Annotated in this window: 30 protein-coding genes; 16 read left to right on the top strand and 14 right to left on the bottom strand. The window is 59.7% G+C overall.

The window, feature by feature from the left end; translation table 11 throughout:
* Positions 1-150 precede the first annotated feature (150 nt).
* Positions 151-459: a hypothetical protein gene (locus AB4N74_RS15195; RefSeq protein ID WP_093435191.1), complete on the top strand. Its 309-nt coding sequence runs from the start codon at positions 151-153 to the stop codon at positions 457-459.
* A gap of 6 nt (positions 460-465) precedes the next feature.
* On the opposite strand, the gene greB is transcribed toward AB4N74_RS15195, so the two are convergent.
* The 3 genes from greB to AB4N74_RS15180 are packed head-to-tail and all read right to left on the bottom strand — an operon-like array spanning position 466 to position 4185.
* Entirely contained in the window at positions 466-963 is a 498-nt protein-coding gene (gene greB, locus AB4N74_RS15190) for a transcription elongation factor GreB (RefSeq protein WP_003226818.1), read from the bottom strand.
* A 34-nt stretch (positions 964-997) separates the two neighbouring features.
* Positions 998-3502, bottom strand: a complete 2505-nt coding sequence (locus tag AB4N74_RS15185; RefSeq protein ID WP_460096517.1) for an ABC transporter permease — start codon at positions 3500-3502, stop codon at positions 998-1000.
* Positions 3502-4185: an ABC transporter ATP-binding protein gene (locus tag AB4N74_RS15180; RefSeq protein ID WP_007908572.1), complete on the bottom strand. Its 684-nt coding sequence runs from the start codon at positions 4183-4185 to the stop codon at positions 3502-3504. The genes AB4N74_RS15185 and AB4N74_RS15180 overlap by 1 nt, the downstream gene beginning before the upstream one ends.
* Before the next feature lie 10 nt (positions 4186-4195).
* Here AB4N74_RS15180 and AB4N74_RS15175 point away from each other — a divergent pair, with 10 nt between their 5' ends.
* The 3 genes from AB4N74_RS15175 to AB4N74_RS15165 all read left to right on the top strand — a co-directional run bounded on the left by AB4N74_RS15175 (position 4196) and on the right by AB4N74_RS15165 (position 6319).
* Positions 4196-4801, top strand: a complete 606-nt coding sequence (locus tag AB4N74_RS15175; protein WP_016985507.1) for an arylesterase — start codon at positions 4196-4198, stop codon at positions 4799-4801.
* Between the two features lie 57 nt (positions 4802-4858).
* Entirely contained in the window at positions 4859-5152 is a 294-nt protein-coding gene (locus AB4N74_RS15170) for a hypothetical protein (protein WP_007908575.1), read from the top strand.
* A 198-nt stretch (positions 5153-5350) separates the two neighbouring features.
* Positions 5351-6319 carry a L,D-transpeptidase family protein gene (locus AB4N74_RS15165; RefSeq protein ID WP_257355736.1) on the top strand — a complete coding sequence of 323 codons (969 nt, stop codon included), beginning with the start codon at positions 5351-5353 and terminating at the stop codon, positions 6317-6319.
* A 129-nt stretch (positions 6320-6448) separates the two neighbouring features.
* On the opposite strand, the gene oprI is transcribed toward AB4N74_RS15165, so the two are convergent.
* On the bottom strand, positions 6449-6700 hold the full coding sequence (oprI, locus tag AB4N74_RS15160; protein ID WP_003199355.1) for an outer membrane lipoprotei OprI: 252 nt from the start codon (positions 6698-6700) through the stop codon (positions 6449-6451).
* 638 nt (positions 6701-7338) lie between these two features.
* On the opposite strand from oprI, the gene AB4N74_RS15155 reads away from it, so the two are divergent.
* Positions 7339-7620, top strand: a complete 282-nt coding sequence (locus AB4N74_RS15155) for a GNAT family N-acetyltransferase (protein WP_003226804.1) — start codon at positions 7339-7341, stop codon at positions 7618-7620.
* 60 nt (positions 7621-7680) lie between these two features.
* Here AB4N74_RS15155 and AB4N74_RS15150 read toward each other — a convergent pair whose 3' ends face one another.
* Both AB4N74_RS15150 and AB4N74_RS15145 read right to left on the bottom strand, forming a co-directional pair.
* Positions 7681-8757, bottom strand: coding sequence for a 3-deoxy-7-phosphoheptulonate synthase (locus tag AB4N74_RS15150; protein ID WP_007908583.1), 1077 nt, complete (start codon positions 8755-8757; stop codon positions 7681-7683).
* 130 nt (positions 8758-8887) lie between these two features.
* On the bottom strand, positions 8888-9331 hold the full coding sequence (locus AB4N74_RS15145; protein ID WP_093435182.1) for a PilZ domain-containing protein: 444 nt from the start codon (positions 9329-9331) through the stop codon (positions 8888-8890).
* Here AB4N74_RS15145 and AB4N74_RS15140 point away from each other — a divergent pair.
* From AB4N74_RS15140 to cysB, 5 genes are all read left to right on the top strand, one after another.
* On the top strand, positions 9330-9716 hold the full coding sequence (locus tag AB4N74_RS15140) for a thioredoxin family protein (RefSeq protein WP_093435180.1): 387 nt from the start codon (positions 9330-9332) through the stop codon (positions 9714-9716). The two genes, AB4N74_RS15145 and AB4N74_RS15140, sit on opposite strands and share 2 nt — an antisense overlap.
* Positions 9713-10669, top strand: coding sequence for a putative 2-dehydropantoate 2-reductase (locus AB4N74_RS15135; RefSeq protein ID WP_116256328.1), 957 nt, complete (start codon positions 9713-9715; stop codon positions 10667-10669). Before AB4N74_RS15140 ends, AB4N74_RS15135 begins: the two co-directional genes overlap by 4 nt.
* 31 nt (positions 10670-10700) lie before the next feature.
* Positions 10701-11606 (top strand): 5'-nucleotidase, encoded by a 906-nt coding sequence (locus AB4N74_RS15130; protein WP_093435175.1) that lies wholly within the window; start codon positions 10701-10703, stop codon positions 11604-11606.
* Positions 11607-11703: 97 nt separating this feature from the next.
* Positions 11704-12207, top strand: a complete 504-nt coding sequence (locus AB4N74_RS15125) for a universal stress protein (RefSeq protein ID WP_016985500.1) — start codon at positions 11704-11706, stop codon at positions 12205-12207.
* A 113-nt stretch (positions 12208-12320) separates the two neighbouring features.
* Complete coding sequence (gene cysB / locus AB4N74_RS15120; RefSeq protein WP_003183769.1) at positions 12321-13295, top strand: HTH-type transcriptional regulator CysB; 975 nt, start codon at positions 12321-12323, stop codon at positions 13293-13295.
* Between the two features lie 9 nt (positions 13296-13304).
* On the opposite strand, the gene AB4N74_RS15115 is transcribed toward cysB, so the two are convergent.
* Together AB4N74_RS15115 and AB4N74_RS15110 are read right to left on the bottom strand one after the other, a co-directional pair.
* Positions 13305-13787 carry a GreA/GreB family elongation factor gene (locus AB4N74_RS15115; protein ID WP_034155245.1) on the bottom strand — a complete coding sequence of 161 codons (483 nt, stop codon included), beginning with the start codon at positions 13785-13787 and terminating at the stop codon, positions 13305-13307.
* 2 nt (positions 13788-13789) lie between these two features.
* Positions 13790-14197, bottom strand: coding sequence for a hypothetical protein (locus tag AB4N74_RS15110; protein ID WP_093435173.1), 408 nt, complete (start codon positions 14195-14197; stop codon positions 13790-13792).
* Positions 14198-14321: 124 nt separating this feature from the next.
* Here AB4N74_RS15110 and earP point away from each other — a divergent pair, with 124 nt between their 5' ends.
* Both earP and AB4N74_RS15100 read left to right on the top strand, forming a co-directional pair.
* Complete coding sequence (gene earP / locus AB4N74_RS15105) at positions 14322-15464, top strand: elongation factor P maturation arginine rhamnosyltransferase EarP (protein ID WP_460096513.1); 1143 nt, start codon at positions 14322-14324, stop codon at positions 15462-15464.
* A 48-nt stretch (positions 15465-15512) separates the two neighbouring features.
* A complete protein-coding gene (locus AB4N74_RS15100; protein WP_007908599.1) occupies positions 15513-16082 on the top strand; it encodes an elongation factor P in 570 nt (189 codons plus the stop codon).
* A 190-nt stretch (positions 16083-16272) separates the two neighbouring features.
* Here AB4N74_RS15100 and AB4N74_RS15095 read toward each other — a convergent pair whose 3' ends face one another.
* From AB4N74_RS15095 to AB4N74_RS15085, 3 genes are all read right to left on the bottom strand, one after another.
* On the bottom strand, positions 16273-16692 hold the full coding sequence (locus tag AB4N74_RS15095) for an organic hydroperoxide resistance protein (protein ID WP_093435168.1): 420 nt from the start codon (positions 16690-16692) through the stop codon (positions 16273-16275).
* Positions 16693-17019: 327 nt separating this feature from the next.
* On the bottom strand, positions 17020-17475 hold the full coding sequence (locus AB4N74_RS15090) for a MarR family winged helix-turn-helix transcriptional regulator (protein ID WP_460096512.1): 456 nt from the start codon (positions 17473-17475) through the stop codon (positions 17020-17022).
* A 72-nt stretch (positions 17476-17547) separates the two neighbouring features.
* Entirely contained in the window at positions 17548-18504 is a 957-nt protein-coding gene (locus AB4N74_RS15085) for a LysR family transcriptional regulator (RefSeq protein ID WP_257355721.1), read from the bottom strand.
* Positions 18505-18613: 109 nt separating this feature from the next.
* On the opposite strand from AB4N74_RS15085, the gene AB4N74_RS15080 reads away from it, so the two are divergent.
* Complete coding sequence (locus AB4N74_RS15080) at positions 18614-19363, top strand: sulfite exporter TauE/SafE family protein (RefSeq protein WP_460096510.1); 750 nt, start codon at positions 18614-18616, stop codon at positions 19361-19363.
* Here the strand turns inward: AB4N74_RS15080 and AB4N74_RS15075 are convergent.
* Positions 19353-20207, bottom strand: a complete 855-nt coding sequence (locus AB4N74_RS15075) for a LysR substrate-binding domain-containing protein (protein WP_007908606.1) — start codon at positions 20205-20207, stop codon at positions 19353-19355. The genes AB4N74_RS15080 and AB4N74_RS15075 overlap by 11 nt on opposite strands.
* Positions 20208-20303: 96 nt before the next feature.
* On the opposite strand from AB4N74_RS15075, the gene AB4N74_RS15070 reads away from it, so the two are divergent.
* Positions 20304-20525, top strand: coding sequence for a DUF1127 domain-containing protein (locus AB4N74_RS15070; protein ID WP_093435156.1), 222 nt, complete (start codon positions 20304-20306; stop codon positions 20523-20525).
* An 80-nt stretch (positions 20526-20605) separates the two neighbouring features.
* Entirely contained in the window at positions 20606-21832 is a 1227-nt protein-coding gene (locus AB4N74_RS15065; protein ID WP_116256538.1) for a winged helix-turn-helix domain-containing protein, read from the top strand.
* Positions 21833-21930: 98 nt separating this feature from the next.
* Here AB4N74_RS15065 and AB4N74_RS15060 read toward each other — a convergent pair whose 3' ends face one another.
* Positions 21931-23277 carry a class II 3-deoxy-7-phosphoheptulonate synthase gene (locus AB4N74_RS15060; protein WP_093435151.1) on the bottom strand — a complete coding sequence of 449 codons (1347 nt, stop codon included), beginning with the start codon at positions 23275-23277 and terminating at the stop codon, positions 21931-21933.
* Between the two features lie 153 nt (positions 23278-23430).
* Here AB4N74_RS15060 and AB4N74_RS15055 point away from each other — a divergent pair, with 153 nt between their 5' ends.
* A complete protein-coding gene (locus tag AB4N74_RS15055; protein WP_095125136.1) occupies positions 23431-24186 on the top strand; it encodes a spermidine synthase in 756 nt (251 codons plus the stop codon).
* Positions 24187-24249: 63 nt separating this feature from the next.
* Here AB4N74_RS15055 and AB4N74_RS15050 read toward each other — a convergent pair whose 3' ends face one another.
* Complete coding sequence (locus AB4N74_RS15050) at positions 24250-25041, bottom strand: crotonase/enoyl-CoA hydratase family protein (protein WP_093435147.1); 792 nt, start codon at positions 25039-25041, stop codon at positions 24250-24252.
* Positions 25042-25409 lie beyond the last annotated feature (368 nt).

Below are 25409 nucleotides of genomic sequence, written 5' to 3'. Positions count from 1 at the left end.
GCGCCGATTTAAACAGCTACTTGCGGGGCGCCAGGTGACTTCAACAGTTGCCGTCAGAAGCCGGAACAGGGCTTCGAAATACCGCTAAAGCGCTGGTTCGGTGTTGCCTCTCACCTGCCATGCAGACTTTTGAGGCAGAGACACGACACGATGAATGCACTACGCCCTCCAGCACGTCCCGCGCCGATCACTGCGCATATCACTCAGCGCAACCCGAAAATTCTCCTTGGCGGCAAACATCAGCCAACGCTGCTGCGTTATCTCGATGGCTGGCCACGGCGCAGTGGCGGTCCTGCCGCGTTCCTGATCCAGTTCGTTGAAGACGGCGAGTCGCTGTCACGTTTTGCCAGTGACAGTTTTGATCTGGCGGTGATTCAGACGCCGAGCGCTGAAGATGCGCCGGAGATGATCAAGCAACTGGTGCGCGTTGCGCGGCAGGGCCTGATCACCCGCCGCTGATTCGCTTTACGGATAGTCGATGGCGACGATGTAAACGAACTGCTCGCCGGTCGGCGTCTGCACCCGGACTTCAGCATCCAGCGCCTTGCCGATCAAGGCGCGGGCCAGTGGCGAGTCGATGCTGATCAGGCCCAGTTTCAGATCCAGTTCATCGGGGCCGACGATGCGGTAGCGCGATTGCTTGCCGTCTTCGTCCTCGATGGTCACCCAGGCGCCGAAGTAGACTTTGTTCGGATCGCTGGGTTTTTCACTGACGACTTTCAACGCTTCCAGACGTTTGGTGAGAAAGCGTACGCGACTGTCGATCTCGCGCAGCATCTTCTTGCCATAGGTGTACTCGGCGTTCTCCGAACGATCGCCCTGAGCCGCGGCCTCGCTGACCGATTGCGTCACTTGCGGGCGGCGCACATGCCACAACTCATGGAATTCGGCGCGCATCCGCGCTTCACCTTCAGGGGTGATCAGCGCGGTGCCGGCGGTGCGGGGAGGGCGATAACGGCTCATGGCAACTTCTTTTGATTAAGACCGCTTGAGTCTATCAACCCTCACGCAACACTGTCAGTGGACTTGCGTTGAGTGCCCGACGCGTACCAAATACACCAGCACCACCAATCAACGCCGCGCCAATCAACGGCAGCACCAGCAACCACGGATGCGGATGCCACGGCAGATCGAACGCGTAGCGATACAAAACCAGACTCACCACTTCCGAGCCGATCGCGGCGAGTAATCCGCTGACTGCACCGAGCAGGCCGAATTCGATGCGCCGCGCCTTGATCAGCAACTGCCGCTCCGCGCCCAATGCACGCAACAGTGCACCTTGGCGGATACGTTCATCCAGCGTTGCCTGCAAACCGGAAAACAGCACGGCCATACCCGCCGCCAACACAAACAACAACACATATTCGACCGCCAAAGTGACTTGGGCGAGGATGCTGCGCAGTTGTTCCAGCAGGGCCTCGACCTGAAGAATGGTCACCGCCGGGAATGCGCGCGACAGTTCGACGATCTGCTGATCATGGCCGGGGGCCAGATAGAAGCTGGTCAGGTAAGTCGCCGGCAGATCCTTCAAGGTGCCGGGCTGGAAGATCATGAAGAAGTTCGGCTGGAAGTTGTCCCAGTTGATCTCGCGCAGGCTGGTGACCTTCGCTTCACGGTTGACCCCGCCGACACTGAACACCATGTGATCGCCGAGTTTGAGCTTGAGGCTTTCGGCGACTTTGCCTTCCACCGATACGCCGGGAACACCGTCGGTTGGCTGATCTTTCCACCACTCACCGGCAGTGAGCTTGTTGCCCGCCGGCAAATCCGCCGCCCAGGTCAGGCTCAAGTCGCGCTGCACAGCGCGATCGCCTGCCGAATCCTTGCTGACGATTTGCTGCACAGCTTCGCCGTTGATGCTGATCAATCGGCCGGGTACGACCGGATAAAGAGGTGCGGCTTGCGCGGACACTTTTATCAGGTGATCGGTGAAAGCCTGTTTATCTGCCGGCAGAATATTCAGGGCGAAGTAGTTCGGCGCGTTTTTCGGCAACTGGTTTTGCCAGGTGTCGAGCAATTCGCCGCGCAGCAGGGCGATCAAGGCCATCGACAGCAGAATCAGGCCGAAGGCCAGCGACTGACCGGCCGCTGCCAACGGATGCCGCAGCAACTGGCCCAGGCCCAAGCGCCATGGCAGCGAAGCGCGGGCGAGCATCCGTCGCAGGCTTTGCAGCAACAACAGCAGCAAACCACCCAATACCAACGCGGCGACCACGCCACCGCCGAGCAAGGCGAATGTCAGCAGCAGATCGAGGCTCAGGCGCCACATGATCAGGCCGAGGGCGCCTAATGCTGCGCCGTAAACCATCCAGGTGCTCGACGGAATCGGCAGCATGTCGCGGCGCAATACACGTAGCGGCGGCACACGACCCAATGCGGCCAGCGGCGGCAAGGCGAAACCGGCCAGGGCGACCAGCCCGGTGCCGATCCCGGCAATGGCAGGAAACACACCGCCCGGTGGAACATCGCTTGGCAGCAAATCATGCAGCAGTGCGAACAGACCCAGTTGCGCCAGCCAGCCGAGCAGCGCACCGCTGAGTGCGGCGAACAGCCCGAGTACAGTCAACTGCAGACTGAACAGCACCATGGTTTCCCGCCGCGACAGACCGAGACAGCGCAGCAAGGCACTGGTGTCGAAACGGCGACTGGCGAAACGGTTGGCCGACAATGCCACCGCCACTCCGGCCAACAAGACGGCGACCAGACTGGCCATATTCAAATAGCGCTCGGCCTTACCGAGTGCACCGCCGATCTGCCGGTTGCCATCGCGGGCATCCTGAATCCGCTGATTCGCGGCGAGCCCGGGTTTGATCAGTTGTCGATAAGTTTCCAGCGCCTGCGGTTCACCGCGCCACAGCTCGCGGTAACTCACGCGGCTGCCGGGTTGCACCACGCCGGTGGCCGCGAGGTCGTCGAGGTTGATCATGACCCGCGGCGTGAGGCTATAGAAGTTGCCGGCGCGATCCGGTTCATACGTCAGTACTCGGGCCAGTTTCAACGTCTTCATGCCGACATCGATGCTGTCGCCGATTTTCAGATCCAGTGCGGTCAGCAGGCGCGCTTCGACCCAGGCTTCGCCGGGTTGCGGCTCACCGCCGGTTTCTTCGGTGGCGAACGGCGCGGGTGCGCTCTTCAGTTCGCCGCGCAACGGATAGGCACGGTCGACGGCTTTGATACTCGACAACTGAATGCCATTGTCGGTGGCGATGACGCTGGAGAATTCCACCACTTGCGCATGCTTCAGACGCAGCTCGGTGCCACTCCTGATCTGTTCTTCACGGGCTGGCGAGCTGCCCTCCAGCACCAGATCGGCACCGAGAAATTCGGTCGCGCGCAGCATCATGGCGCCGTTGAGGCGGGCGCCGAAATAACCGATGGCGGTACTCGCCGCCACCGCCACCACCAGCGCGAAGAACAACACGCGCAATTCCCCGGCGCGGGCATCGCGCATGAGTTGGCGTATGGCGAGACTGAACAGACGCAACAGCGGCAAACGTGCCATCAAGGCTCCAGAGGGGCGACCAACAGCCCGGCTTCAAGACGGATCAGGCGCCGGCAGCGATGGGCCAGGCGTTCGTCGTGTGTCACCAGCACCAGGGTGGTGCCGCGTTCCTTGTTCAATTCGAAGAGCAAATCGCTGATGCGCTCACCGGTGTGGCTGTCGAGGTTGCCGGTCGGTTCATCGGCGAACAGCACGTCAGGCTCGGCTGCGAAGGCGCGGGCAATGGCCACACGTTGCTGCTCGCCACCGGAGAGCTGGCGCGGCGAGTGCGTCAGGCGCTGGCCGAGACCGACGCGCTGGAGCAATTCGGTGGCCCGTTCACGCGCATCTTTGCGGCCGTCGAGTTCCAGCGGCAGCATGACGTTTTCCAGTGCGTTGAGGCTATCGAGCAACTGAAAGGACTGGAAGACGAAGCCGACATGCTCGGCACGAATGCGTGCACGCTGGTCTTCGTCGAGATTGCTCAGGCCCTGGCCGGCGAGGATGACTTCGCCGCTGCTCGGCAAGTCGAGGCCGGCGAGCAGGCCGAGGAGGGTGGATTTGCCCGAACCGGACGCGCCGACGATGGCGAGGCTGTCGCCCTTGTTCAGTTCCAGGCTGAGTTCGTGCAGGATAGTCAGTTCACCTTCCGCGCTGGGAACCACTTTGCTGAGGTTCTTCGCGGTGAGAATGCTTGCGCCCATGGAGAATCCGATGCGTGTGTGGTTTTTGAGTGCTGGCCTGGCCTTGATGTGCATGGCCCAGAACGCAGCGGCGGGTACTGTCCTGATCGTTGGCGATAGTATCAGCGCCGGTTTCGGACTGGATACCCGCTTGGGATGGGTGTCGTTGCTCGAACAACGGCTCAAACAGGAGGGTTTCGACGACAAAGTGGTCAATGCCTCCATCAGCGGCGACACCAGCGCCGGAGGCCAGGCACGGCTGCCGGCGCTGCTTGCAGAGCATAAGCCGGAACTGGTGATCCTCGAACTGGGTGGCAACGATGGCTTGCGTGGAATGCCGCCAACTCAATTGCAACAAAATCTTGCCTCGATGATCGACAGCTCGCGTCAGAGCGGGGCCAAGGTGCTGCTGCTCGGCATGCAACTGCCGCCCAATTACGGCAAGCGTTACACCGATGCCTTCGCCGAGGTCTACGGCAAACTCGCCGACGATAAAAAGATCCCCCTGGTACCGTTTTTCCTCGACGGTGTGGGCGGTCATCCGGACCTGATGCAGGCCGATGGTCTGCACCCGGCAGCCGGGGCTCAGGGCAAGTTGCTGGAAAATGTCTGGCCGACGCTAAAACCGCTGTTATGAGGCTTTTCTAAGGACAGGCTTTCGGCTAATGTGGCGCCCCCTTATCTGGAGCCCCCGATGTCGCGTTCTGCCTGGTCCCTGTTTGCCTACCAACTGATCGAGCCTGACGAACAGCTGGATCTGTTCGCCTGCCAGGAAGTGCGGGTGCATCTGGTGACCCGTCAACTCGAACTCGGTGGTTCGGCTGATCGCACCCTGTGCGGCAGCTTGCTGCCGGCGCAACCGCGCTGGTCGAGCGTTGATCGCCGGGTGTTTCAGGATCAGCGCCTGTGCTCGCTGTGCCGGGCGATTCTGGAATCGCAGAAGCGCGGCACCTCGCCGATCTGGCCGGAGCTGCGTTTCGAGCTCTGATTCTGTGGGAGCCGAGCTTGCTCGCGAAGAGGCCAAGTCAGTTAACATTTTTGGCGACTGACCCACCGCTTTCGCGAGCAAGCTCGCTCCCACCTGGAACACCTTGTCGCCTGCAATGGGGTGATCTCCCCGAATATTCAAAGTGCGGTGTACAATCGCGCTCTTATACCCTTGTTGATCATGCGAAGGATTTTCCGGATGTTGCCGCGCTTTCCTGCCGTCACCCGCTGCCTGTCACTTGCCGCCCTGTGTGTGGCCGGTCCCGTTGCTGCATTGGAGTTTCCCCTGCCACCACCCGGTGAAGACATCATCGGTCAGGTGCAGGTGATCAAAGCCAAGTACGAAGATACCTTCGCCGATCTGGGCACGAAGTACGATCTGGGCTACTCGGAGATGGTCGCGGCCAACCCGGGCGTCGATGCCTGGTTGCCGGGTGCCGGCACTGAAATCGTCTTGCCGACCCGCTTCATTCTGCCGCCGGGCCCGCGCGAAGGCATCGTTATCAACCTTGCCGAATACCGCCTCTACTACTTCCCGAAAGGCCGCAACGTGGTGTACACGTTCCCGCTGGGTATCGGTCGTGAGGGTTGGGGCTCGCCAATCGCCCACACCTCGATCATCGCCAAAACGCCAAACCCGACCTGGACGCCTCCAGCGTCGATCAAGGCTGAACACGCCGCAGACGGTGATCCGCTGCCAAACGTAGTGCCGGCCGGCCCAGACAACCCGTTGGGCCCGTTCAAGTTCACCCTGGGTACGCCGGGTTACCTGATCCACGGTTCGAACAAGAAATTCGGTATCGGCATGCGCACCAGTCACGGCTGCTTCCGCATGTTCAACAATAACGTGCTGGAAATGGCCGGCATGGTGCCGGTAGGCACGTCGGTGCGTATCCTCAACGATGCCTACAAGTTCGGCAGCAGTGGCGGCAAGGTTTATCTGGAAGCGCACACGCCGATCGACGACAAGGGCAACCCGTCGGTGGTCGACAAGCACACTGCGGTGATCAACGCGATGCTCAAGCGTGAAGACGTCACCAGCAACCTGCGCGTGAACTGGGATGTGGTGCGTGATGTGGTCGCGGCCGAAGATGGCCTGCCAACGGAAATCGGCACGCCGAGTGCCTCGGCCCCGATGGTTTCGAGTACACCGATCGACTTGCAGTAGTAAGTCGAGGTTAAAGGCCCGCCGATGCGTACAGCGCCGGCGGGTTTTTTAATGCCCGGGCAAAAGCATCGGGCACAAAAAAGCCGACCCGAAAAATCGGGTCGGCTCGATAACAACCCCGAAGGATTATTACTTGCGGCTAGCTTTGTCCAGCATGCGCAGAGCACGCTCGTTAGCTTCGTCAGCAGTCTGTTGTGCTTTTTGAGCAGCAGCCAGAGCTTCATCAGCTTTACGGTAAGCTTCGTCTGCACGAGCCTGGGAGCGAGCAGCTGCGTCTTCAGTAGCGGTCAGACGTGCTTCGGTTTCTTTCGATGCGCTGCTGCAACCGGTAGCCAGAACTGCGGCCAGAGCCAGAGCAGAGAATTTCAGAACGTTGTTCATCGTGTTCCCCTTCAAGGACTTTCAATTAAGTGGCTGTCTCCTCACGATTGAGGAAATAGCCGGCGTACATACTACCCATTACTTGTAGTAAGTAAACTGACGTAAGGCAAGAAGCAAAAAAAATTGTAGGCGTTGATTCTTTTTCGAGCAACTTTTAACTGCGCTGTTTAAAAAATATACAGCTGCAAGCCCCGAGCTGAGCGAGTTAATGAGAAAAAGTTCCCGTTGCCACGTGCTGTTTTTGCAGTCTTGGCTAAAGTCTTTCTAGATGAATACGTCGACACTTTTGTTCCGAATTTGCGTGCTGCTTCGCTTATCTTTGTCCATGTTGAGGTGACTTTAAAAAAGGCTGCACGTCTTAAGTCTCAACATCCGGCAATGTTCAGGTGACCGGTTTGGCAAGATCTTCTTCCAGGCCCACCCTGCGTCCATCGGAGCAACCCCCGTCAACCCGCTTGATGACGAGCGTACCTTGAGCATTTTTGCCAATGGTGCCTACTATTTATCAGGTGCCAGGTTGCGCGAGATCGGTGTGGCTCTTCTCGGTGTCCATCAGGCACGGGGTGGCGTAGATGTTCCTTCGCCGGAAAAACATCGGTAAGGTAGGGGTCAGAATTCAAGACCCGCGAGGAGTAGTGATGAGCGAGGCGTTGTCCATCCACCATGACCAGGCTGGTCATCAGTTCGAGACCAATGTGGACGGTCATCGTGCCTACCTGACCTATATGGATCTGGGGAAACAGACCCTGGATATCTATCGCACGTTTGTGCCCAATGCCCTGCGTGGCCGTGGCATTGCCGCAGCGCTGACCGAAAGCGCGCTGCAGTACGCCGAAGAAATGGGCTACACGGTGATCCCCTCGTGCTCCTACGTCGAGCGCTACATGGAGCGTCATCAGCGCCGCGCCGCCAAGATCTGAATCGCACACACAAAAACGCCGGGCATTGCCCGGCGTTTTTTTATGCCTGTAAAACGCGTATTAGCTGCGCTGGCGTTTTGGCAGAACATCCTTGAGCTTGGCGTGCATGCTGCGCAGGGTGTTCTCGGTAGCGGACCAGTCGATGCAGGCATCGGTGATCGACACGCCGTATTGCAGGTCGGCGAGGTCTTTCGGAATCGCCTGGCAGCCCCAGTTCAGGTGACTTTCGACCATCAGGCCGATGATCGACTGGTTGCCTTCGAGGATCTGGTTGGCGACGTTCTCCATCACCAGCGGTTGCAGGGCCGGATCCTTGTTGGAGTTGGCGTGGCTGCAGTCGACCATGATGTTCGGCTTGATCTTCGCTTTGTTCAGCGCCTGCTCGCACAGGGCAACGCTGACCGAATCGTAGTTCGGCTTGCCGTTACCACCGCGCAGCACCACGTGACCGTAGGCATTGCCTTTGGTGGTGACGATCGACACGCCACCTTCCTGGTTGATGCCGAGGAAGCGGTGCGGGCTGGACACCGACTGCAAGGCGTTGATCGCCACAGTCAGACCGCCGTCGGTGCCGTTCTTGAAGCCGACTGCCGAGGACAGGCCGGAAGCCATCTCACGGTGAGTCTGCGATTCAGTGGTACGTGCGCCGATGGCCGACCAACTGATCAGGTCCTGCAGATACTGCGGGGAGATCGGGTCGAGGGCTTCGGTCGCGGTCGGCAGGCCTTTTTCGGCCAGATCCAGCAGCAACTGACGACCGATGTGCAGACCGTCCTGAATCTTGAACGAGTCGTCCAGGTAAGGATCGTTGATCAAGCCTTTCCAGCCCACGGTGGTCCGTGGTTTCTCGAAATACACGCGCATGACCAGGTACAGGGTGTCGGAGACTTCCGCAGCCAGCACCTTGAGGCGATCGGCGTATTCGTGGGCAGCCTTGATATCGTGGATCGAGCACGGGCCGATCACTACGAACAGACGGTGGTCGGTGCCATCAAGAATGTTGCGAATGACTTCGCGGCCCTTGGTGACGGTGCGCAGGGCAGCATCGCTCAGAGGAATATCACGCTTGAGCTGATCGGGAGTGATCAGGGTCTCGTTAGAGGCGACGTTTAGGTCGTTGATCGGTAAATCAGCCATCGTTTACTCGTCAGGTCACGGGTGCCGGCCGCCAGCGATCCCCGCGCGGCGGAGCACAGCAGATTTAAGCGCGTCGGGGAGCGGAACCTTAGCGCGTAAAGCGCCTGCTCGACAATGGGCAAAAGGTGCTTTAGTCCAGCGCTGGCTGCGCAAAAGCCTTGCGCACGCTGTCGTGGGAGAACTCGTCGGCGTGTTGCTCGACCCATTGCAGGGCCACCGCCTGAATTTCTTGCAGGTCATCGTGGGTGTCGTGCATGCGGCAGTAGCGCTCGATCTGACACACTTGCTCACCCATTCGCGCACTGAACAGCGTCTGCTCATCGGTAAACGCGATGCCCACCAGATAGCCTTTTTTGCGCCGCAGGCACCACGCCACGTAGCCCGGGTAACAAATGTCGGCATGCAGTGACGGCATGCGCACTTGCAGCGCCGTGCCATGGCGCCAGGCACGGTGGTAATTGCAAGCGATGCCGCCGAGGCTGATAGTGTGCAGCTGTTGCCTGGAAATACACTCAGGCTTGAGCAAGGTTAATTCAACCGGCACCTCGTCCGGATGAGGAATGAAACGTCCCATGAGCACAGACTCCCTGTGTCAGCCATTTGACATTGTTTCCCCCAGTATAGTGGTCGAATCCGAACTGACCGATTTCGACGCCGACCAACGGCTATTGGCGATGAGCGGCGTTTCGCTGGTGATTTTCACCAGCGTCGGCTGCGCCAGTTGCCGATATGCCCGCGAAGTGTTGCCGGCTATGGCGCTGGGGATTGATCGTCTGTGCTGGATCGATGCCGGCGACAACGGCGGGTTGGTCGAGCGCTATCAGGTCTTTCATTTGCCGGCGTTGTTCGTGGTGCGCGACGGCGAGTTCTTTGGGGCATTGCACACGCGCCTGACGACCGATGCGTTGAACGCGGCGCTGGCGCAGGCACTGGGGCGAATTGCAGAGGAGTTGCCATGATGGGGGCAGTGAATAAACCGGTCGTAGGGATCATCGGCACCGGCGCAATTGGTGGTTTTTACGGTGTGATGCTGGCGCGCGCCGGTTTCGATGTGCACTTTTTGTTGCGCAGCGAGTTTTCGGCGGTGGCTGAGCGCGGTTTGCAAATCAACAGCGCGGTGCATGGCCCGCTGACGTTGCATCCGGCGCAGGCCTATTCCGCCGCCGAAGACATGCCCAAGTGCGACTGGCTGTTAGTGGGGGCGAAGACTACCAGCAACGCCGGCCTGGCTCCGTCGATCATTCAAGCGGCCAAACCGGATGCGAAAGTGCTGGTGCTGCAAAACGGTCTCGACGTCGAAGATGGCTTGCGTGAGCTGCTTCCCGATTCCCTGCACCTATTGGGTGGCTTGTGCCTGATCTGCGTGCATCGCGAGGGGCCTGGACAAGTTACCCACCAAGCCTTGGGCGCGGTGAACGTCGGTTACCACAGTGGTCCGTTCAGCGCTGACGCTGCACGCATGGCGATCGTCGAGGAGGGAGCCGGGTTGTTCCGCGCCGCCGGAATCGATTCCCAGGCGATGCCCAATCTGCACCAGGCGCGCTGGCAGAAACTGGTGTGGAACATCCCCTACAATGGACTCTCGGTACTGCTCGGCGCCAGCACCACGCCGCTGATGGCGGACGCCGACAGCCGCATGCAGATCCAGGCGTTGATGGCCGAAGTGGTGCAGGGTGCCAAGGCCTGCGGCCAGGACATACCGCCGGGATACGCCGATTACCTGTTCATGATGACCGAGAAAATGCCCGACTACTGGCCGAGCATGTACCACGACTTTTTACATAAGCGACCGCTGGAGCTGGAGGCGATTTACGCTCGGCCACTGGCAGCGGCCAAAGCGGCGGGCTGTGAGCTGCCGCGCATCGAAGCGCTGTATCGTAATTTACGTTTTATCGACCGGCGCAACGTTTAGGTCGTTTTTTTTGTGAGGGGCGGGGGAAAGCATGGCCAAGAACATCGATGACAAACTGGTGCTGGCGATTTCGTCGCGTGCCCTGTTCGACCTGAGCGAGAGCCACAAGGTCTACCTGTCGAGCGGTGTCGAAGCCTATCGGCAATACCAGATTGAGCATGAAGACGAAATCCTCGCACCTGGCGATGCTTTTCCGCTGGTGGAAAAACTCCTGAAACTCAACAGTCGCCTCGGCCGCGCGCGGGTCGAGGTGATTCTGGTCTCGCGCAACAGTGCCGACACCGGCCTGCGCGTATTCAACTCGATTCATCATTATGGTCTGGCGATTTCCCGCGCGGCGTTTGTTGGCGGGCGCAGTCCGTATCCGTATCTGAAAGCCTTTGGTTGCGACCTGTTTCTTTCGACCCATGCCGAAGACGTACGCGCGGCGCTGGATGCCGGATTCGCAGCGGCGACGATTCTGTCCGGTGGTGCCAGTCGTGCGGCCAGTGACGAATTGCGCATCGCCTTCGACGGCGACGCAGTGATTTTTTCCGACGAGTCGGAACGCGTCTATCAGTCCGGCGGGCTCGAAGCGTTCCAGGCCAAGGAGCGTGAGTCGGCTCGCGAGCCGTTGCGCGGTGGGCCGTTCAAGGGCTTTCTGGCGGCGCTCAATCTGTTGCAGCGCGAGTTTCCCGATGACGATTGCCCGATCCGCACGGCGCTGGTCACTGCACGTTCGGCGCCGGCCCATGAGCGGGTGATCCGCACCTTGCGCGAGTGGGACATTCGTCTCGACGAGTCACTGTTTCTCGGTGGCCTGACCAAATCGGCGTTCCTTGAAGCCTTCGCCGCCGATGTGTTTTTCGACGATCAGGCTGGTCACTGCGAACTCGCCCGCGAAGTGGTCGCCACCGGTCATGTGCCTCACGGCATCAGCAATGAGCCGTCCATCTAAAGCCCTGTGCTTCAAGACGTTGCGTCGCCCGTCGTAGTCGCCAAGGCACTGCTAAGCTGAATCAAATCTCCGCCATGTTGGCACGCGAGGAGGTCATATGATTCGTTCGATGCTGTATGCCACTGACCTCGGTCTGTACGCACCGTTAGTGATGCAGCATGCCCTGGCGTTGGCGCGAACGTTCAATGCCGATCTGTACGTGGTGCACGCGGTGGAGCCGATGGGGCTGTTTGCCGAATCGGTGTTGCAGAGCTATCTCGACGAGCAGGCATTGAACGAATTTCATAGTCAGGGTCTGAAAACTGTCATTGCCAATATCGAGCAGCGGGTGCTGGACAGTTTTCGCGAAGAACTGGGGGATGAAGGCGAACAGGATCTGCAGCGCATTCGCGCCGTGCGCGTGCTGCAGGGCGATCCGTCGCAGGTGATTCTCGACCAGGTGCAGAAACTCTCCGTCGATCTGCTGATCGTAGGCAGTCATAGCCATGGGGTGGGCGCGGAAACGCCGTTGGGGCGCACGGCGGCGCGGGTCCTGCAATTGGCCAAGGTGCCGGTTTATCTGGTGCCGTTAGTGGAGCGGCGGCGGCGGGAGGATCGCTAAGGCAGGAATAATGGCGCTTTGATAAAAAAGTTCTAGATTTATTATTCAAACCATTAATATAGTTATATACCGTCGCTGATGCCCGTGGCGTCTACCTGCTTTGAGGGATTCATATGAAGCTTCAACAATTGCGCTACATCTGGGAAGTGGCGCACCACGACCTCAACGTTTCCGCTACAGCCCAAAGCCTTTACACCTCGCAACCGGGCATCAGTAAACAAATCCGCCTGCTGGAAGACGAACTCGGTGTCGAAGTGTTTGCCCGCAGCGGCAAACACCTGACCCGCGTGACCCCGGCCGGCGAGCGCATCATCACCACCGCCGGTGAGATTCTGCGCAAGGTCGAAAGCATCAAGCAGATCGCCCAGGAATTCTCCAACGAGAAGAAAGGCACCCTGTCGATCGCCACCACCCACACCCAGGCACGTTATGCACTGCCGCCGGTGATCAGCAATTTCATCAAGCAATACCCGGACGTGGCGCTGCACATGCACCAGGGTTCGCCGATGCAGATCGCCGAAATGGCCGCTGATGGCACTGTGGATTTTGCCATCGCCACCGAAGCGCTGGAGCTGTTCGGCGATCTGGTGATGATGCCGTGCTACCGCTGGAATCGTTGCGTGGTCGTACCGCAGGGCCATCCGTTGACCAAGTTGCCAAAGCTGACTCTGGAAGCGCTGGCCGAATACCCGATCGTGACTTACGTGTTCGGTTTCACCGGCCGTTCGAAACTCGACGAAGCCTTCAGCCATCGCGGCCTGACGCCGAAAGTGGTGTTCACCGCCGCCGACGCCGACGTGATCAAGACTTACGTGCGTCTGGGTCTGGGCGTGGGCATCGTCGCTAAAATGGCAGTCGACACCAAGCTCGACAACGATCTGGTGGTGCTGGATGCCAGTGAATTGTTCGAATCGAGCGTGACCAAGATCGGTTTCCGTCGCGGTACTTTCCTGCGCGGTTTCATGTGCGACTTCATCGAGAAGTTCGCCCCGCACCTGACTCGGGAAGTCATGGCCAAAGCCATTCAGTGCCACAACAAGCAGGAACTGGAAGAGCTGTTCGACGGCGTCGAGCTACCCGTTCACTGATCAGTTGCCTCAGAGTACCTCGGTGACAGCAAACTGTTGCCGAGTACCCGCCACCAGAATCTCCACCTCATCACCTTCGCACTTGCCCAGCAGACCTTTGCCCAGCGGCGAGCGCGGAGTGATGACGGTAATCGGCTGACCGACCACATCGACTTTCAGGCCTGCTGCATCCGGCGCCAGAAACAGCCATTGCTCGCGACCCTTTTCGTCCTCCAGGCCGAGCAGGGCACCGACTTCGATACCACGGTTTTCATCGTAGGCCCGCAGCGTCAGGTTCTGGCACAACGCCAAAGACTGACGGATTTCCTCGACCCGTTTTGCTTGCCCGGCTGCCAGATACGACGCTTCCAGACCCAGCGTGTCGTACTTGTTTTCGGCGATGTTTTCTTCGTGCGTCGCGGTTTCGTAAGCGGTTTGCGCGGCGCGTTCGGCGATGTCGAGGTCGATGCGCAGTTTGTCGAGAATCAGTTGGTGGACGATGTGCTTGTTCATGATCAATCGCAGAATTGCAAAACGTTGGCGCGGCTTTTCTCGCTCGGGGCCGTCTGATCCTGTTGCAGCCAGAACTGGCATTTCGGATTGGACAGGTTACGCGTGCTGCCGCGTGCCTGATCCAGACGTGCCTGTTGTTCGTTCTTGCGCAGGTTTTCTTCGTACTGCTGGAACTGCGGGCTCGGCGGCGGAATGTCCGGTTGCACCTGCACGGCCGGTGGATTCGCCAGTTGCTGCACCGCTTGCGCAACCGGTGCCAATTGCTCCTTGAACAAAAAGTGCGACAGCAGCCAGCAGGTCAGCGCAATGGCGACAAAGCCCAGCCACATGCCCAAGGCAATGCTGCCGGTCAAATGCAGCGCGCTAAGCTGAACAGGCAACGGGCGACGCGGATTGGGGCGATAGGGCATGGCTGCCTCCTGGCGGATGATTGCGGGCAAGTGGCGATTGTCGCACGAAGATTAATCGCCGTCGGCTCTTCTGCGCGAGGTGATTTATGCGGACAATCGCAGCTTTTGCCAACGGGAGTCTTGAATGCCGCAATTGAAACCCCGCTGGGATATTTTCTGCACGGTGGTCGACAACTTTGGCGACATCGGCGTGACCTGGCGTCTGGCTCGGCAATTGGTGGCTGAGCATGGTTTGGCGGTGCGCTTGTGGGTCGATGATCTGCGCGCCTTCGAACGCATTTGCCCAGCGATTGATATCAACGCCGCACAGCAATCGCAACAAGGCGTCGAAGTGCGGTACTGGCCGGCTGACTGGGTGCACACAGAGGCGGCGGATGTGGTGATTGCAGCGTTCGCCTGTCAGTTGCCCACTGACTACATGGACGCGATGGCTGCGCGCGAGCAGCCGCCACTGTGGATGAACCTCGACTATCTCAGCGCCGAAGACTGGGTGATTGGTTGTCACGGCTTGCCGTCGGTCAAATACAAATCGGTGCAGAAGTTCTTTTTCTTTCCCGGATTCCAGCCAGGCACTGGCGGGCTGTTGCGTGAGCGCGGCTTGCTCGAGCAGCGTCGGCAGTTTCAACAGGATGCCGAAGCTCAACGGCAATTCCTGCAAGGTCTCGGGATCGCTCCTGCGTCTGACGCCCAGCTGATTTCGTTGTTTGCCTACGAGAATGCCGGGCTGGCCAGTTGGCTGGACGTTTTGGCGGCGGACGCTGCGCCGACTCACCTGTTGGTGCCGGAGGGGCGGATTCTTGGCGACGTGGCGCGCTGGCTCAGGGTGGAAGCCCTGACGGTGGGCGAGATCAATGTGCGTCAGTCGTTGACCGTGCAGGTGTTGCCGTTCGTCCGTCAGGATCAATACGACCACTTGCTCTGGTGCTGTGATTTCAACGCGGTGCGTGGTGAGGACTCGTTCGTACGGGCGCAGTGGGCGGGGCGGCCGATGCTCTGGCACATCTATCAGCAGGACGAAGACATCCATCTGGACAAGCTTGATGCCTTCCTCGCGCTTTACACAAAAGGCCTGTCACCGGCCGCTGCCGAGGCGATGAACGGTCTGTGGCGAGCCTGGAGCGCCGGTCAGCCCATCGGTGAACACTGGCTCGAAGTCCGCAATCATTGGCCAGAACTGCAGGAAAATGCCGAAGCGTGGTGTCTGGAACAAGGCTTGCAGGCCGATCTTGCCGCAGCGCTGGTACAGTTTTACCTAAATTGGATATGATACGCGGCCTAGATTTTTGTAAATCCCATCCAAATTCGGATATTCGCAATGAAAACTGGTAAAGAACTGAAACCCGGTACCGTGATCCGTCTCGAGAACGATCCTTGGCTGGTTCAGAAAGCTGAATTCACCAAGTCGGGCCGTAACAGCGCGATCATGAAGACCAAGCTGAAAAACCTGCTGACCGGTTACAAGACCGAGATCGTTTACAGCGCTGACGACAAACTGGACGACGTAATCCTCGACCGCAAAGAAGCGACCCTGTCCTTCATCAGCGGCGACACCTACACGTTCATGGACACCACTGACTACACCATGTACGAGCTGAACGCTGAAGACATCGAAGCTGTTCTGCCTTTCGTTGAAGAAGGCATGACCGATGTTTGCGAAGCGATCTTCTTCGAAGAGCGTCTGGTTTCCGTAGAGCTGCCGACCACCATCGTGCGCGTAGTTGACTACACCGAAGGTTCGGCTCGTGGCGACACTTCCGGCAAAGTCATGAAGCCAGCCAAGCTGGCCAACGGTACTGAGCTGCAAGTTGCTGACTTCATCGAAATCGGTGACAAGATCGAAATCGACACCCGCGAAGGCGGTTCCTACAAAGGCCGTGCCAAATAAGCACTGCTTTTTACGGAAAGAAAAAGCCCGGCCATTGAGCCGGGCTTTTTTGTGCCTGCGATTTCTCATTAACCACCGACTCCTGTGGGAGCGAGGCTGCTCGCGAATGCGGGGCGTCATTCAATGAAATGTTGACTGACAGGACGCCTTCGCGAGCAGGCTCGCTCTCACAGGGGGTTTGTGTCCGGTTTCAGACGGTGGTGTGCAGACGTACATCGACGTTGCCACGGGTGGCGTTGGAGTACGGGCAAACCTGGTGAGCGGCGTCGACCAGCGCTTGCGCATCGGCTTGTTCCAGGCCTGGCAGGCTGATGTGCAGGTCGATGTCCAGACCGAAACCGCCAGGGATCTGGCCGATACCGACGTGGGCGGTGATCGAGGCGTCGTCAGGGATTTTGCGTTTGGTCTGGCTGGCGACGAATTTCAGTGCGCCGATGAAGCAGGCCGAGTAGCCGGCAGCGAACAGCTGCTCAGGGTTGGTTGCCGCGCCGCCGGCACCGCCGAGTTCTTTCGGAGTGGCGAGCTTGACGTCGAGGATGTTGTCGCTGGAGACCGCACGACCGTCACGGCCGCCAGTGGAGGTTGCGATTGCAGTGTAGAGAGTTTGCATGGCGTGAGCCTCATTGAGTGTGATTGCGTGCGCTAATTGTTTGTGCGCTAAGTAAGTGCTAGATGAATGTATCGCGCAAATATCTTGCACGCAAGATAAATTTTTGAGAAATCTGTGTTTCGACAAAAAGATGGTTATTGAGGGCGGGCTGTAAGGCTTGATTTAGAGCGGATTGCGCGGTACGTCAGATGTTGAAAATATTTCGCTGACGATGAAATCCCTGTGGGAGCGAGCCTGCTCGCGAATGGGATGTCCCATTCAACAAACAGGTTGGCTGACAGATCGCATTCGCGAGCAGGCTCGCTCCCACAGGGGACAGTATTGGTTTTAGATCAGGCTTTCCTGCAAATGACTGCGCAGCGCCTGCAACTCCGCTTGCAGCTTCTGCAGCCGTTCCAGAGTGAAACCGCTGGCGCCGAGGATGCATTGCGGAACGGTCTGGGCTTTTTCTTTCAGCGCTCGGCCTTGCTCGGTCAGCTCGACAATCACCACCCGCTCATCCTCACGACTGCGCGTGCGGCTGAGCAACCCTTCGACTTCCAGACGCTTGAGCAGTGGCGTCAGCGAGCCAGGATCGGTCAGTAGTCGAGTGCTGATTTCTCCGACCGTCAATCCATCCTTCTCCCACAACACCATCATCGCCAGGTACTGCGGATAGGTCAGGTTCAAGGCTTGCAGCAGCGGTTTGTAGACCTTGGTCATCATCAGCGAAGTGGAATGCAGGGCGAAGCACGCCTGGTTATCCAGCAGCAGGTCGTCGCAGGTGTCGCGTTGGGAAGTCATGTCAAAGCCTTGTTCGGTGATGGTCATGAATCTAGCGCTCGAATCTTTAATGCGCCAGATAATTCTCCGGATCTAATGGCGGCCGAGATCCCGTTGCAGCGCCAGATCCCACGGCGGCACTGGACTGAAACGAGTTTTGAGGTATTCAAGCAACAAGCGGCTGCGCGAGTTGGTTTGCTGTTCCATGCGCAGTGCGTAGATGCCGGTGGATTCCGGGGCCGGCAGACCGTTCTCGCAGAACAGCGGGACCAGTTCACCGCGCAGCAGGTATTCGCTCGCCAGCCAGGTCGGCAAATGCGCAATCCCTAATCCCGCCAAAGCCCCACACACCAGCGCTTCGGCATTGTTGGCGCTCATGCGGATGCGCGCCGGGCGGTGCAAGTGCATCTGGCCTTCCTGCTCGAACCGCCAGGCGAAGGGCGGGGCGAGGCCTTCCCAGTCCAGACCGTCATGCTCGCCAAGTTGCGCCGGACTGCCGGGCACACCCCGGCGTTTGAGATAGTCAGGACTGGCACAGGCTATGCGCACCATGCTCGCCAAAGGCGTGGCCACCAATCGCGTGTCAGCCATTTGCCCGGCACGCAGCACCAGGTCAACCTTGCCCAGGTTCGAGCCGCCCATGTCGACGAAACTGTCGATCAAGTGCAACTGCACATCCAGCCCCGGGTAGAGGACGAGAAAGTCGGCGATCACCGGTGCCAGATGCCGTCGCCCGAACGCGGCGGGGGCGTCGATGCGAATCAAGCCTTCCGGCGCGCTGCTCAAGGACACGGCTTCGGCCCGCGCCAGTTGCAACTCGGCGACAATGCGCCGGGCACGTTCGGCAAACGCCAGACCGGCGGGTGTGGCTCTGACGGCGTGGGTGCTGCGTATAAATAACTGGCTACCGACGGCGCTTTCCAGGCTGTCGATCCGTCGCGCAACGGCCGAAGGTGTCAGCGGATGACGGCGCGAGGCGGCGGAAAAGCTGCCACTCTCCAGCACATCGAGAAACAGCCCTAATTGTTCAGTCAGTTGGTTGGGGTTCATGGAAATTCACGCTTGTGCGAAATCGGCATAGCCATTGTGCGTTGCTGTGCGTTTCCCCGCCAGCCACGACTGCGTAGGATGAATCGCCTGACGTAAGAGGAATTCAGCTGTGATGGAGTTTTTGTTGTACCTGCTGTTCGGCGCCGCCCTTGGCACACTTGGCGGCATTTTTGGCATCGGCGGCGGCTTGATTGCTATCCCGTTGCTCGGTGTGTGGTTCGGCCTCGATCAGCAGATTGCCCAAGGCACGGCGCTGGTCATGGTGGTGCCGAACGTGATGCTGGCGCTGTGGCGCTATCACCAGCGCAATCGCATCGAACTGCGGCATGCGCTGCCCTTGGCGCTGATGGGTTTTTGCTTTGCGTGGATCGGTTCGATCTGGGCGGTGGGTATCGATGCGCAAACCATGCGCATCGGTTTTGTCGCTTTCCTGGTGGTGCTCTCGGCGTACAACCTGCTGAAGATGTTCGGCAAGCAACCCGCTGCGACCTCCGAGATGCGCTATTCCTGGCCTTGGCTCGGCGTTCTCGGTGCGGCGTCCGGAACCATGGGCGGCTTGTTCGGTGTCGGCGGTGCCGTGGTGGCAACGCCGGTGCTGACCAGCCTCTTCGGCACCACGCAAGTGGTCGCTCAGGGCTTGTCGCTGGCGCTGGCGTTGCCAAGCACCGGCGTGACCCTGGTGACCTACGCGGTACATCACGAAGTGGACTGGATGATCGGCCTGCCGCTGACCATCGGCGGTCTGGCGAGCATCAGTTGGGGGGTGAAAGTTGCCCACGCCATGCCGGAAAAGCTTCTGCGCGGGCTGTTCTGCGGTTTCCTGGTGCTGTGTGCGGTGATGCTCGCGTTTAAAGTTTAAAACCTTCGACGATATGCTCGGCCAGGCACTCGGTGATCGGCGACGGATTGTTCAGGTTGCGGATCAGCATGATGCTGGCCTCGGGCAACAGCGGCAGATCTTCGGCGGCGCCGAGAATGCGCATGTCCGGGGTGATCAGGCTTTCCAGTTGCGCGGTGATCGCCAGACCCGCGCTCACCACTGCCATCAACGCCGAGAGGCTGGTGCTGTTATATGCGATGCGGTATTCGCGGCCCATCGCATCCAGTGCGTTACACGCCCACAAGCGGCAGAAACAATCACTGTTGAACATCGCCAGAGGTAGTGGCGTTTGTTCGTGGGCGCTGAAATTCTGCGCCTCGGCCCAGACAAAACGTTCCTTGCGCAGCAACTGACCGATTTCGTTGCCCGGTTCACGGGTGACGATCGACAAATCCAGGTCAGTACGCTGCAACAGTTGTTTGGTCGATTCGCAATGCACTTCGATCTGGATCAGTGGATAGAACTGCGCAAACCGCGACAGGATCCCCGGCAGAAAACGCATCACGTAGTCATCCGGCGTGCCGATGCGCACGGTGCCGACCATGTGCGGCTCGCGCAAGGTGTTGAACACTTCGCTGTGCAGCTTGAGGATGCGCCGCGCGTATCCGAGCAGCACCTGGCCTTCAGCGGTCAGGCGCACCTGGCGTCCGTCGCGCTCAAACAACTGCCGCTGCAACACGTCTTCTTCCAGACGCTTCATCTGCATGCTCACCGCCGACTGCGTGCGGTTGACCATTTCGCCGGCGCGGGTGAAACCGCCCTGATCGGCAATCGCGACAAAGGTGCGCAGGACATCGGTATCGATACTGGGGTAGGCCGACAATTGATGAATCTCCGTGATGCATGCCATCAGAAACATTCGTTGGATTGATCTTAGCGCCGGCGCGAGACTTGAGCCATCCACAAAGGAGGCAACACGATGAAAGGTCAAAGAGAGTATGTAGACGACGCAAAATTTTCCGGCCACGGCCATCTCGTTTCCGACCTGCTGCACAAGTTTAGCCGCTGGTACGAATTGCACCGTGAACGCGAGCTGCTTGCCAGTCTGAGCGACGAAGCGTTGAAAGACATCGGCGTCAGTCGTGCCGACGTTGAACACGAGTCCGTGCGGCCGTTCTGGGATGATCCGATGCATAAATGACCCGCTGCATAAATGATCAGCAGAACGCTACACAAACCCTCTTCCAGTGAGGTAGGTTGCGAGCAGACAAGGAGATGCTCATGCCCGCGACTCTGGCCTTTTCCCTCAAACAGGCGCGACGACTGGCGCTGGCTGCCCAAGGGTTCAACGGGCGCCAGCCGCCGACCGTCAAGGCGCCACACGTCAACCGGCTGATCGAAAGGCTGGGTTTGCTGCAAATCGACTCCGTCAACGCCGTGGTGCGCTCGCACTACCTGCCGCTGTTTTCCCGTCTCGGCTCCTATTCTTCCGATTTGCTCGACCAGGCTGCCTGGAGTTCGGGGCGACGTCGCACGTTGTTCGAATACTGGGGACACGAAGCCTCGTTGCTGCCGATGTCGATGTATCCGTTGCTGGGCTGGCGCATGCAGCGGGCCAAGCGTGGCGAGGATATTTATCAGCAACTGGCCAGATTCGGTCGCGAGCAGCAGGACGTGGTGCGTCGGGTCTTGAGTTCGGTGCAAGAGCAGGGCGCGTTGGGCGCCGGCAGCCTTTCAACCCGTGCAGACAAGGCCGGGCCGTGGTGGGACTGGAGCGCGGAAAAGCATGCGCTGGAGTGGCTGTTCGCGGCGGGTGAAGTGACGGTGGCGGGGCGGCGTGGTTTTGAGCGTTTGTATGATTTGCCGGAGCGGGTGATCCCTTCATCTATCCTGCAACAGGCGTTGCCTGATGAAGCCGAAGCGCAACGTGGCCTGCTATTGCACGCGGCACAGGCCTTGGGTGTCGGTACTGAAAAAGACCTGCGTGATTACTTTCGCCTGAATCCGGCGGATGCGCGGCCACGTCTCGCGGAACTGGTCGAGGCCGGGCAATTGCAGATGTGCGAGGTTGCCGGTTGGCGGCAAATCGCCTATTGCCTGCCGGAGCCGAGCGTCCCGCGCAAGGTCATGGCCAGTGCGCTGCTGTCGCCCTTTGATTCGTTGATCTGGGAGCGTAGCCGGACTGAGCGCTTGTTCGATTTTCGCTATCGGCTGGAGATTTATACGCCACAGGACAAACGGGTTTACGGCTATTACGTGTTGCCGTTTTTGCACAACGAGCGGATTGCTGCGCGGGTGGATTTGCGGGCTGAGCGGGCGGCGGGGCAGTTGGCAGTGCATGCGCTGCACGAGGAAGCGCCGGGGCTGGATGAGCAGGGGATGCTGGCGCTGGCGGAGAATCTGCGGCGGATGGCGGATTGGTTGGGGCTGGCGCGGGTGCAGTTGAATTGTCAGCGCGAGAGTGCGGCGCGGTTGCGGGTGGCATTGGCCGAGATCGGTGGTGACTGAGTTGGCCCCTTCGCGAGCAAGCTCGCTCCCACACTGGATCTGTGTCGTACACAAAACCTATGTGGGAGCGAGCTTGCTCGCGAAGGGGGCGACGCGGTCTAGCGGCGGACTTGTTTCAGCGTCTCGGCAATCAAAAACGCCAACTCCAGCGACTGGTCAGCATTCATCCGTGGATCACAGTGCGTGTGATAGCGATCCGACAAGCCATCTTCAGTAATCGGCCGTGCACCACCGATGCACTCGGTGACATTCTGCCCGGTCATCTCGATGTGAATGCCGCCGGCATAACTGCCTTCCGCCTCGTGCACCTGGAAGAACTGTTTAACCTCGCCAAGGATCTGCGCAAAGTCGCGGGTCTTGTAGCCGCTGCTGGCCTTGATGGTGTTGCCGTGCATCGGGTCGGAACTCCACAGCACTTGCTTGCCTTCGCGCTGCACCGCGCGGATCAGCGCCGGCAGGTGATCGCCGACCTTGTTCGCGCCCATCCGCGCAATCAGGTTGAGGCGCCCCGGATCGTTGTCCGGGTTGAGCGCGTCGATCAGGCGGATCAGGTCATCGGGATCCATGCTTGGGCCAACTTTGACGCCGATCGGGTTGTTCACCCCGCGCAGGAATTCGACATGCGCGCCGTCGAGCTGACGAGTACGGTCACCGATCCACAGCATGTGCGCCGAGCAATCGTAGTAATCGTTGGTCAGGCTGTCGCGGCGCACGAAGGCTTCTTCGTAGTTCAGCAGCAGTGCTTCGTGGGCGGTGAAGAAGCTGGTTTCGCGCAGTTGCGGCGAGCTGTCCATGCCGCAGGCGCGCATGAACGCCAGGGTTTCATCGATGCGGTCGGCGAGGTGACTGTATTTTTCAGCCAGCGCCGAGTTGGCGATGAAATCGAGGTTCCACTTGTGCACTTGGTGCAGGTCGGCAAAACCGCCCTGAGCAAACGCGCGCAGCAGGTTCAGGGTCGCGGTGGACTGGTGATAGGACTGCAGCAGGCGCTCTGGATCCGGCACGCGGCTCTTTTCGTCGAAGCCGATGCCGTTGACGATGTCGCCCCGGTAAGCCGGCAGCGTCACGCCGTCGATGGTCTCGTCGTTGGCCGAGCGCGGTTTGGCAAACTGACCGGCCATGCGCCCGACCTTGACCACCGGGCAGCCAGCGGCGAAGGTCATGACGATCGCCATTTGCAGTAACACTTTGAACGTGTCGCGAATCTTCGCAGCGGAGAATTCGGCAAAACTTTCCGCGCAATCACCGCCCTGTAGCAGGAATGCCCGGCCCTGGGTGACTTCGGCAAACTGGCGGCGCAGTTCGCGCGCTTCGCCGGCAAACACCAGTGGCGGATAGCTGGCCAGCGTCTGCTCGACCTGGCGCAGATGCGCCGCGTCAGGATATTGGGGTTGTTGCTGGATCGGCAGGGCGCGCCAGCTATCAGGACTCCACGGTTGGCTCATCACGGTCTCTAATTGGTTCTACGCACGGGAAGCCCATGGTAGCAGCAATTAGTACGTGACCTGCTCCCGCCCCATCGCCGACAATCGCCGCTTTGCCACGGCGCCACAGCGGTGCCATCGCGTCACCGCGCCCGGTGACCATCAGGAGACGAAATGACTGAGGAGCGCGTCGAGCATCTGCTCGCCGAAGTACAGGATGAGTTCGGCGTGATTCGCGTGCTGGAAGTGGCCGATTACCGCTTTCTGGAGTTCGGCGATGCGATCGAGCAGAGCTGCGTGTTCACCGCCGATCCGAGCTGGCTCGAATACGATTACACCCGGGCGATGCTGATCGGCGCGCTGTGCCACGAGCAGCCGGAGAGCGCGCTGTTTCTCGGGCTCGGCGCCGGTACATTGACCCAGGCCTGCCTCAAGTTCCTGCCGCTGGAAGATGTCGAAGCCATTGAACTGCGTCCGGATGTGCCGCGCCTGGCCATCGAATACCTTGGCCTGGACGATGATCCACGGCTTTACATCCGTGTTGGCGATGCGCTGGAGTTACTGCCGACGGCTGAGCCGGCGGACCTGATTTTTGTCGATCTGTATACCGATGTCGGTCCGGGCGTCGGGCATCTGGCCTGGAGTTTTCTCGGCGACTGCCAGAAGCGTCTGAATCCGGGGGGCTGGCTGGTGATCAACCAGTGGGCCACCGATGACGGCAAGCCGTTGGGTGCGGCGTTGTTGCGCGGGCTGTATCACCGGCATTACTGGGAATTGCCGGTGAAGGAGGGCAACGTGATTCTGATTGTGCCGGCGGACCTCGATCAGGAGCTGGACATGCAGGCACTGACGGCCCGGGCTGAAGCGCTGGCGCCGCGGTTGGGGTATTCGTTGCAGTCGTTGATCAACAGTATTCGCCCGGCGACCTGAGTCATCAGTGACGGCCTCTTCGCGAGCCTGCTCGCGAAGAGGATCTGATAACCAGCAAATATTTCAGATCCCTTTGAAGACTCCAGGCCGCCGCTCCACCAGCGACCGCACCCCTTCCTTGGCATCCTCACTCGCCAACAATTTCTTCACCAACGCCGGTAACCCTTGCGCGGCCGCTGTCTCACCTTCATACCGCGCCTGCCGCGCCGACATCAACGTCGCCTGCACCCCCAACGGCGCCTGCCGCGCAATCCGCTCAGCCAATTCAATCGCCCGCGGCAGCAGGTCTTCGCTGGCCATGACTTCCTGCACCAACCCCAGGTGCAACGCCTCGTGCGCATCAAACTCATCGCCGGTCAGCAGCCAGCGCATCGCGTTGCCCCAACCGGCGATCTGCTGAAAACGTAAAGTCGCACCACCAAAAGGAAAGATCCCACGCTGCACTTCCATCTGCGCGAAGCGGGTATTGCTCGCACACAGGTTTATATCGGCTGCCAGCATCAGCTCGATGCCGATGGTCAGGCAATAACCCTGCGCGGCGACTATCACTGGTTTGCTCACCCGTGGGCCGACGAAAACGCCCCACGGATCGCAACCGCCGGTCGGAACCTGCCAGCCCTGGGCGAGGGCGGAACTGGCGTTGACCAGATCCAGGCCAGCGGTAAAGTGCTCGCCATGCCCGAACACCACCGCCACCCGCGCTTCGCTGTCGGCCTCGAACTCGCCGTAGGCCAAGCTCAGCTCGTTGAGCAGGTCGAGGTCGAAAGCATTGCGCTTGGCCGCTCGATCCAGGCCAATCAGATGGACGTGACCACGACGTTCACGGCTGACGCGGCCGGGGCAGGGCTGATTCATGGGTAGATCCTCGGGCGGGAAGGGCGGGTGCAGCGACGGTATGCCGCACATCAGTGAATCGTTTAAGCGTCATCGCCCGCAGGGCCGGGCCTTTGAAAAATAGACCTTCGCGCGATTATCCGCAAAACCCCGTTACACAGCGGTGACACGCTCATTCAGGCAATAAAAAAAGCTCCCTTTTTGGGCAAAATCCGGTATAGTGCGCGCCGGCCTTTAACCGGGCCGCGTTTAGGTAGCGCATTTCCCGAAGTCAGCTTCGGCTGCACGTCCGCATTGCGGGCTCTTCCCGGACGATTCTTTTTTTCATTCATTCGTTTTCGCAAATCCCCGCCGACAAAGCTGCCAGGGCGACTCTTGAGTCTCAACAC

Source organism: Pseudomonas sp. H3_C08 (genome assembly GCF_054669455.1).
This window is presented reverse-complemented; position numbering and strand designations above follow the sequence as displayed.

What these genes read in the sequence shown, in the direction of transcription:
- AB4N74_RS15130 (WP_093435175.1), top strand. Translation starts at nt 10,701, where the DNA reads ATGGCCAAGAACATCGATGACAAACTGGTGCTGGCGATTTCGTCGCGT.
- cysB (WP_003183769.1), top strand. Translation starts at nt 12,321, where the DNA reads ATGAAGCTTCAACAATTGCGCTACATCTGGGAAGTGGCGCACCACGAC.
- AB4N74_RS15115 (WP_034155245.1), bottom strand. Translation starts at nt 13,787, where the DNA reads ATGAACAAGCACATCGTCCACCAACTGATTCTCGACAAACTGCGCATC.
- AB4N74_RS15145 (WP_093435182.1), bottom strand. Translation starts at nt 9,331, where the DNA reads ATGGGACGTTTCATTCCTCATCCGGACGAGGTGCCGGTTGAATTAACC.
- earP (WP_460096513.1), top strand. Translation starts at nt 14,322, where the DNA reads ATGCCGCAATTGAAACCCCGCTGGGATATTTTCTGCACGGTGGTCGAC.
- AB4N74_RS15155 (WP_003226804.1), top strand. Translation starts at nt 7,339, where the DNA reads ATGAGCGAGGCGTTGTCCATCCACCATGACCAGGCTGGTCATCAGTTC.
- AB4N74_RS15180 (WP_007908572.1), bottom strand. Translation starts at nt 4,185, where the DNA reads ATGGGCGCAAGCATTCTCACCGCGAAGAACCTCAGCAAAGTGGTTCCC.
- oprI (WP_003199355.1), bottom strand. Translation starts at nt 6,700, where the DNA reads ATGAACAACGTTCTGAAATTCTCTGCTCTGGCTCTGGCCGCAGTTCTG.
- AB4N74_RS15055 (WP_095125136.1), top strand. Translation starts at nt 23,431, where the DNA reads ATGACTGAGGAGCGCGTCGAGCATCTGCTCGCCGAAGTACAGGATGAG.
- AB4N74_RS15125 (WP_016985500.1), top strand. Translation starts at nt 11,704, where the DNA reads ATGATTCGTTCGATGCTGTATGCCACTGACCTCGGTCTGTACGCACCG.
- AB4N74_RS15150 (WP_007908583.1), bottom strand. Translation starts at nt 8,757, where the DNA reads ATGGCTGATTTACCGATCAACGACCTAAACGTCGCCTCTAACGAGACC.
- AB4N74_RS15140 (WP_093435180.1), top strand. Translation starts at nt 9,330, where the DNA reads ATGAGCACAGACTCCCTGTGTCAGCCATTTGACATTGTTTCCCCCAGT.
- AB4N74_RS15060 (WP_093435151.1), bottom strand. Translation starts at nt 23,277, where the DNA reads ATGAGCCAACCGTGGAGTCCTGATAGCTGGCGCGCCCTGCCGATCCAG.
- AB4N74_RS15195 (WP_093435191.1), top strand. Translation starts at nt 151, where the DNA reads ATGAATGCACTACGCCCTCCAGCACGTCCCGCGCCGATCACTGCGCAT.
- AB4N74_RS15085 (WP_257355721.1), bottom strand. Translation starts at nt 18,504, where the DNA reads ATGAACCCCAACCAACTGACTGAACAATTAGGGCTGTTTCTCGATGTG.
- AB4N74_RS15175 (WP_016985507.1), top strand. Translation starts at nt 4,196, where the DNA reads ATGCGTGTGTGGTTTTTGAGTGCTGGCCTGGCCTTGATGTGCATGGCC.
- AB4N74_RS15170 (WP_007908575.1), top strand. Translation starts at nt 4,859, where the DNA reads ATGTCGCGTTCTGCCTGGTCCCTGTTTGCCTACCAACTGATCGAGCCT.
- AB4N74_RS15090 (WP_460096512.1), bottom strand. Translation starts at nt 17,475, where the DNA reads ATGACTTCCCAACGCGACACCTGCGACGACCTGCTGCTGGATAACCAG.
- AB4N74_RS15110 (WP_093435173.1), bottom strand. Translation starts at nt 14,197, where the DNA reads ATGCCCTATCGCCCCAATCCGCGTCGCCCGTTGCCTGTTCAGCTTAGC.
- AB4N74_RS15135 (WP_116256328.1), top strand. Translation starts at nt 9,713, where the DNA reads ATGATGGGGGCAGTGAATAAACCGGTCGTAGGGATCATCGGCACCGGC.
- AB4N74_RS15070 (WP_093435156.1), top strand. Translation starts at nt 20,304, where the DNA reads ATGAAAGGTCAAAGAGAGTATGTAGACGACGCAAAATTTTCCGGCCAC.
- AB4N74_RS15095 (WP_093435168.1), bottom strand. Translation starts at nt 16,692, where the DNA reads ATGCAAACTCTCTACACTGCAATCGCAACCTCCACTGGCGGCCGTGAC.
- AB4N74_RS15065 (WP_116256538.1), top strand. Translation starts at nt 20,606, where the DNA reads ATGCCCGCGACTCTGGCCTTTTCCCTCAAACAGGCGCGACGACTGGCG.
- AB4N74_RS15165 (WP_257355736.1), top strand. Translation starts at nt 5,351, where the DNA reads ATGTTGCCGCGCTTTCCTGCCGTCACCCGCTGCCTGTCACTTGCCGCC.
- AB4N74_RS15050 (WP_093435147.1), bottom strand. Translation starts at nt 25,041, where the DNA reads ATGAATCAGCCCTGCCCCGGCCGCGTCAGCCGTGAACGTCGTGGTCAC.
- greB (WP_003226818.1), bottom strand. Translation starts at nt 963, where the DNA reads ATGAGCCGTTATCGCCCTCCCCGCACCGCCGGCACCGCGCTGATCACC.
- AB4N74_RS15185 (WP_460096517.1), bottom strand. Translation starts at nt 3,502, where the DNA reads ATGGCACGTTTGCCGCTGTTGCGTCTGTTCAGTCTCGCCATACGCCAA.
- AB4N74_RS15100 (WP_007908599.1), top strand. Translation starts at nt 15,513, where the DNA reads ATGAAAACTGGTAAAGAACTGAAACCCGGTACCGTGATCCGTCTCGAG.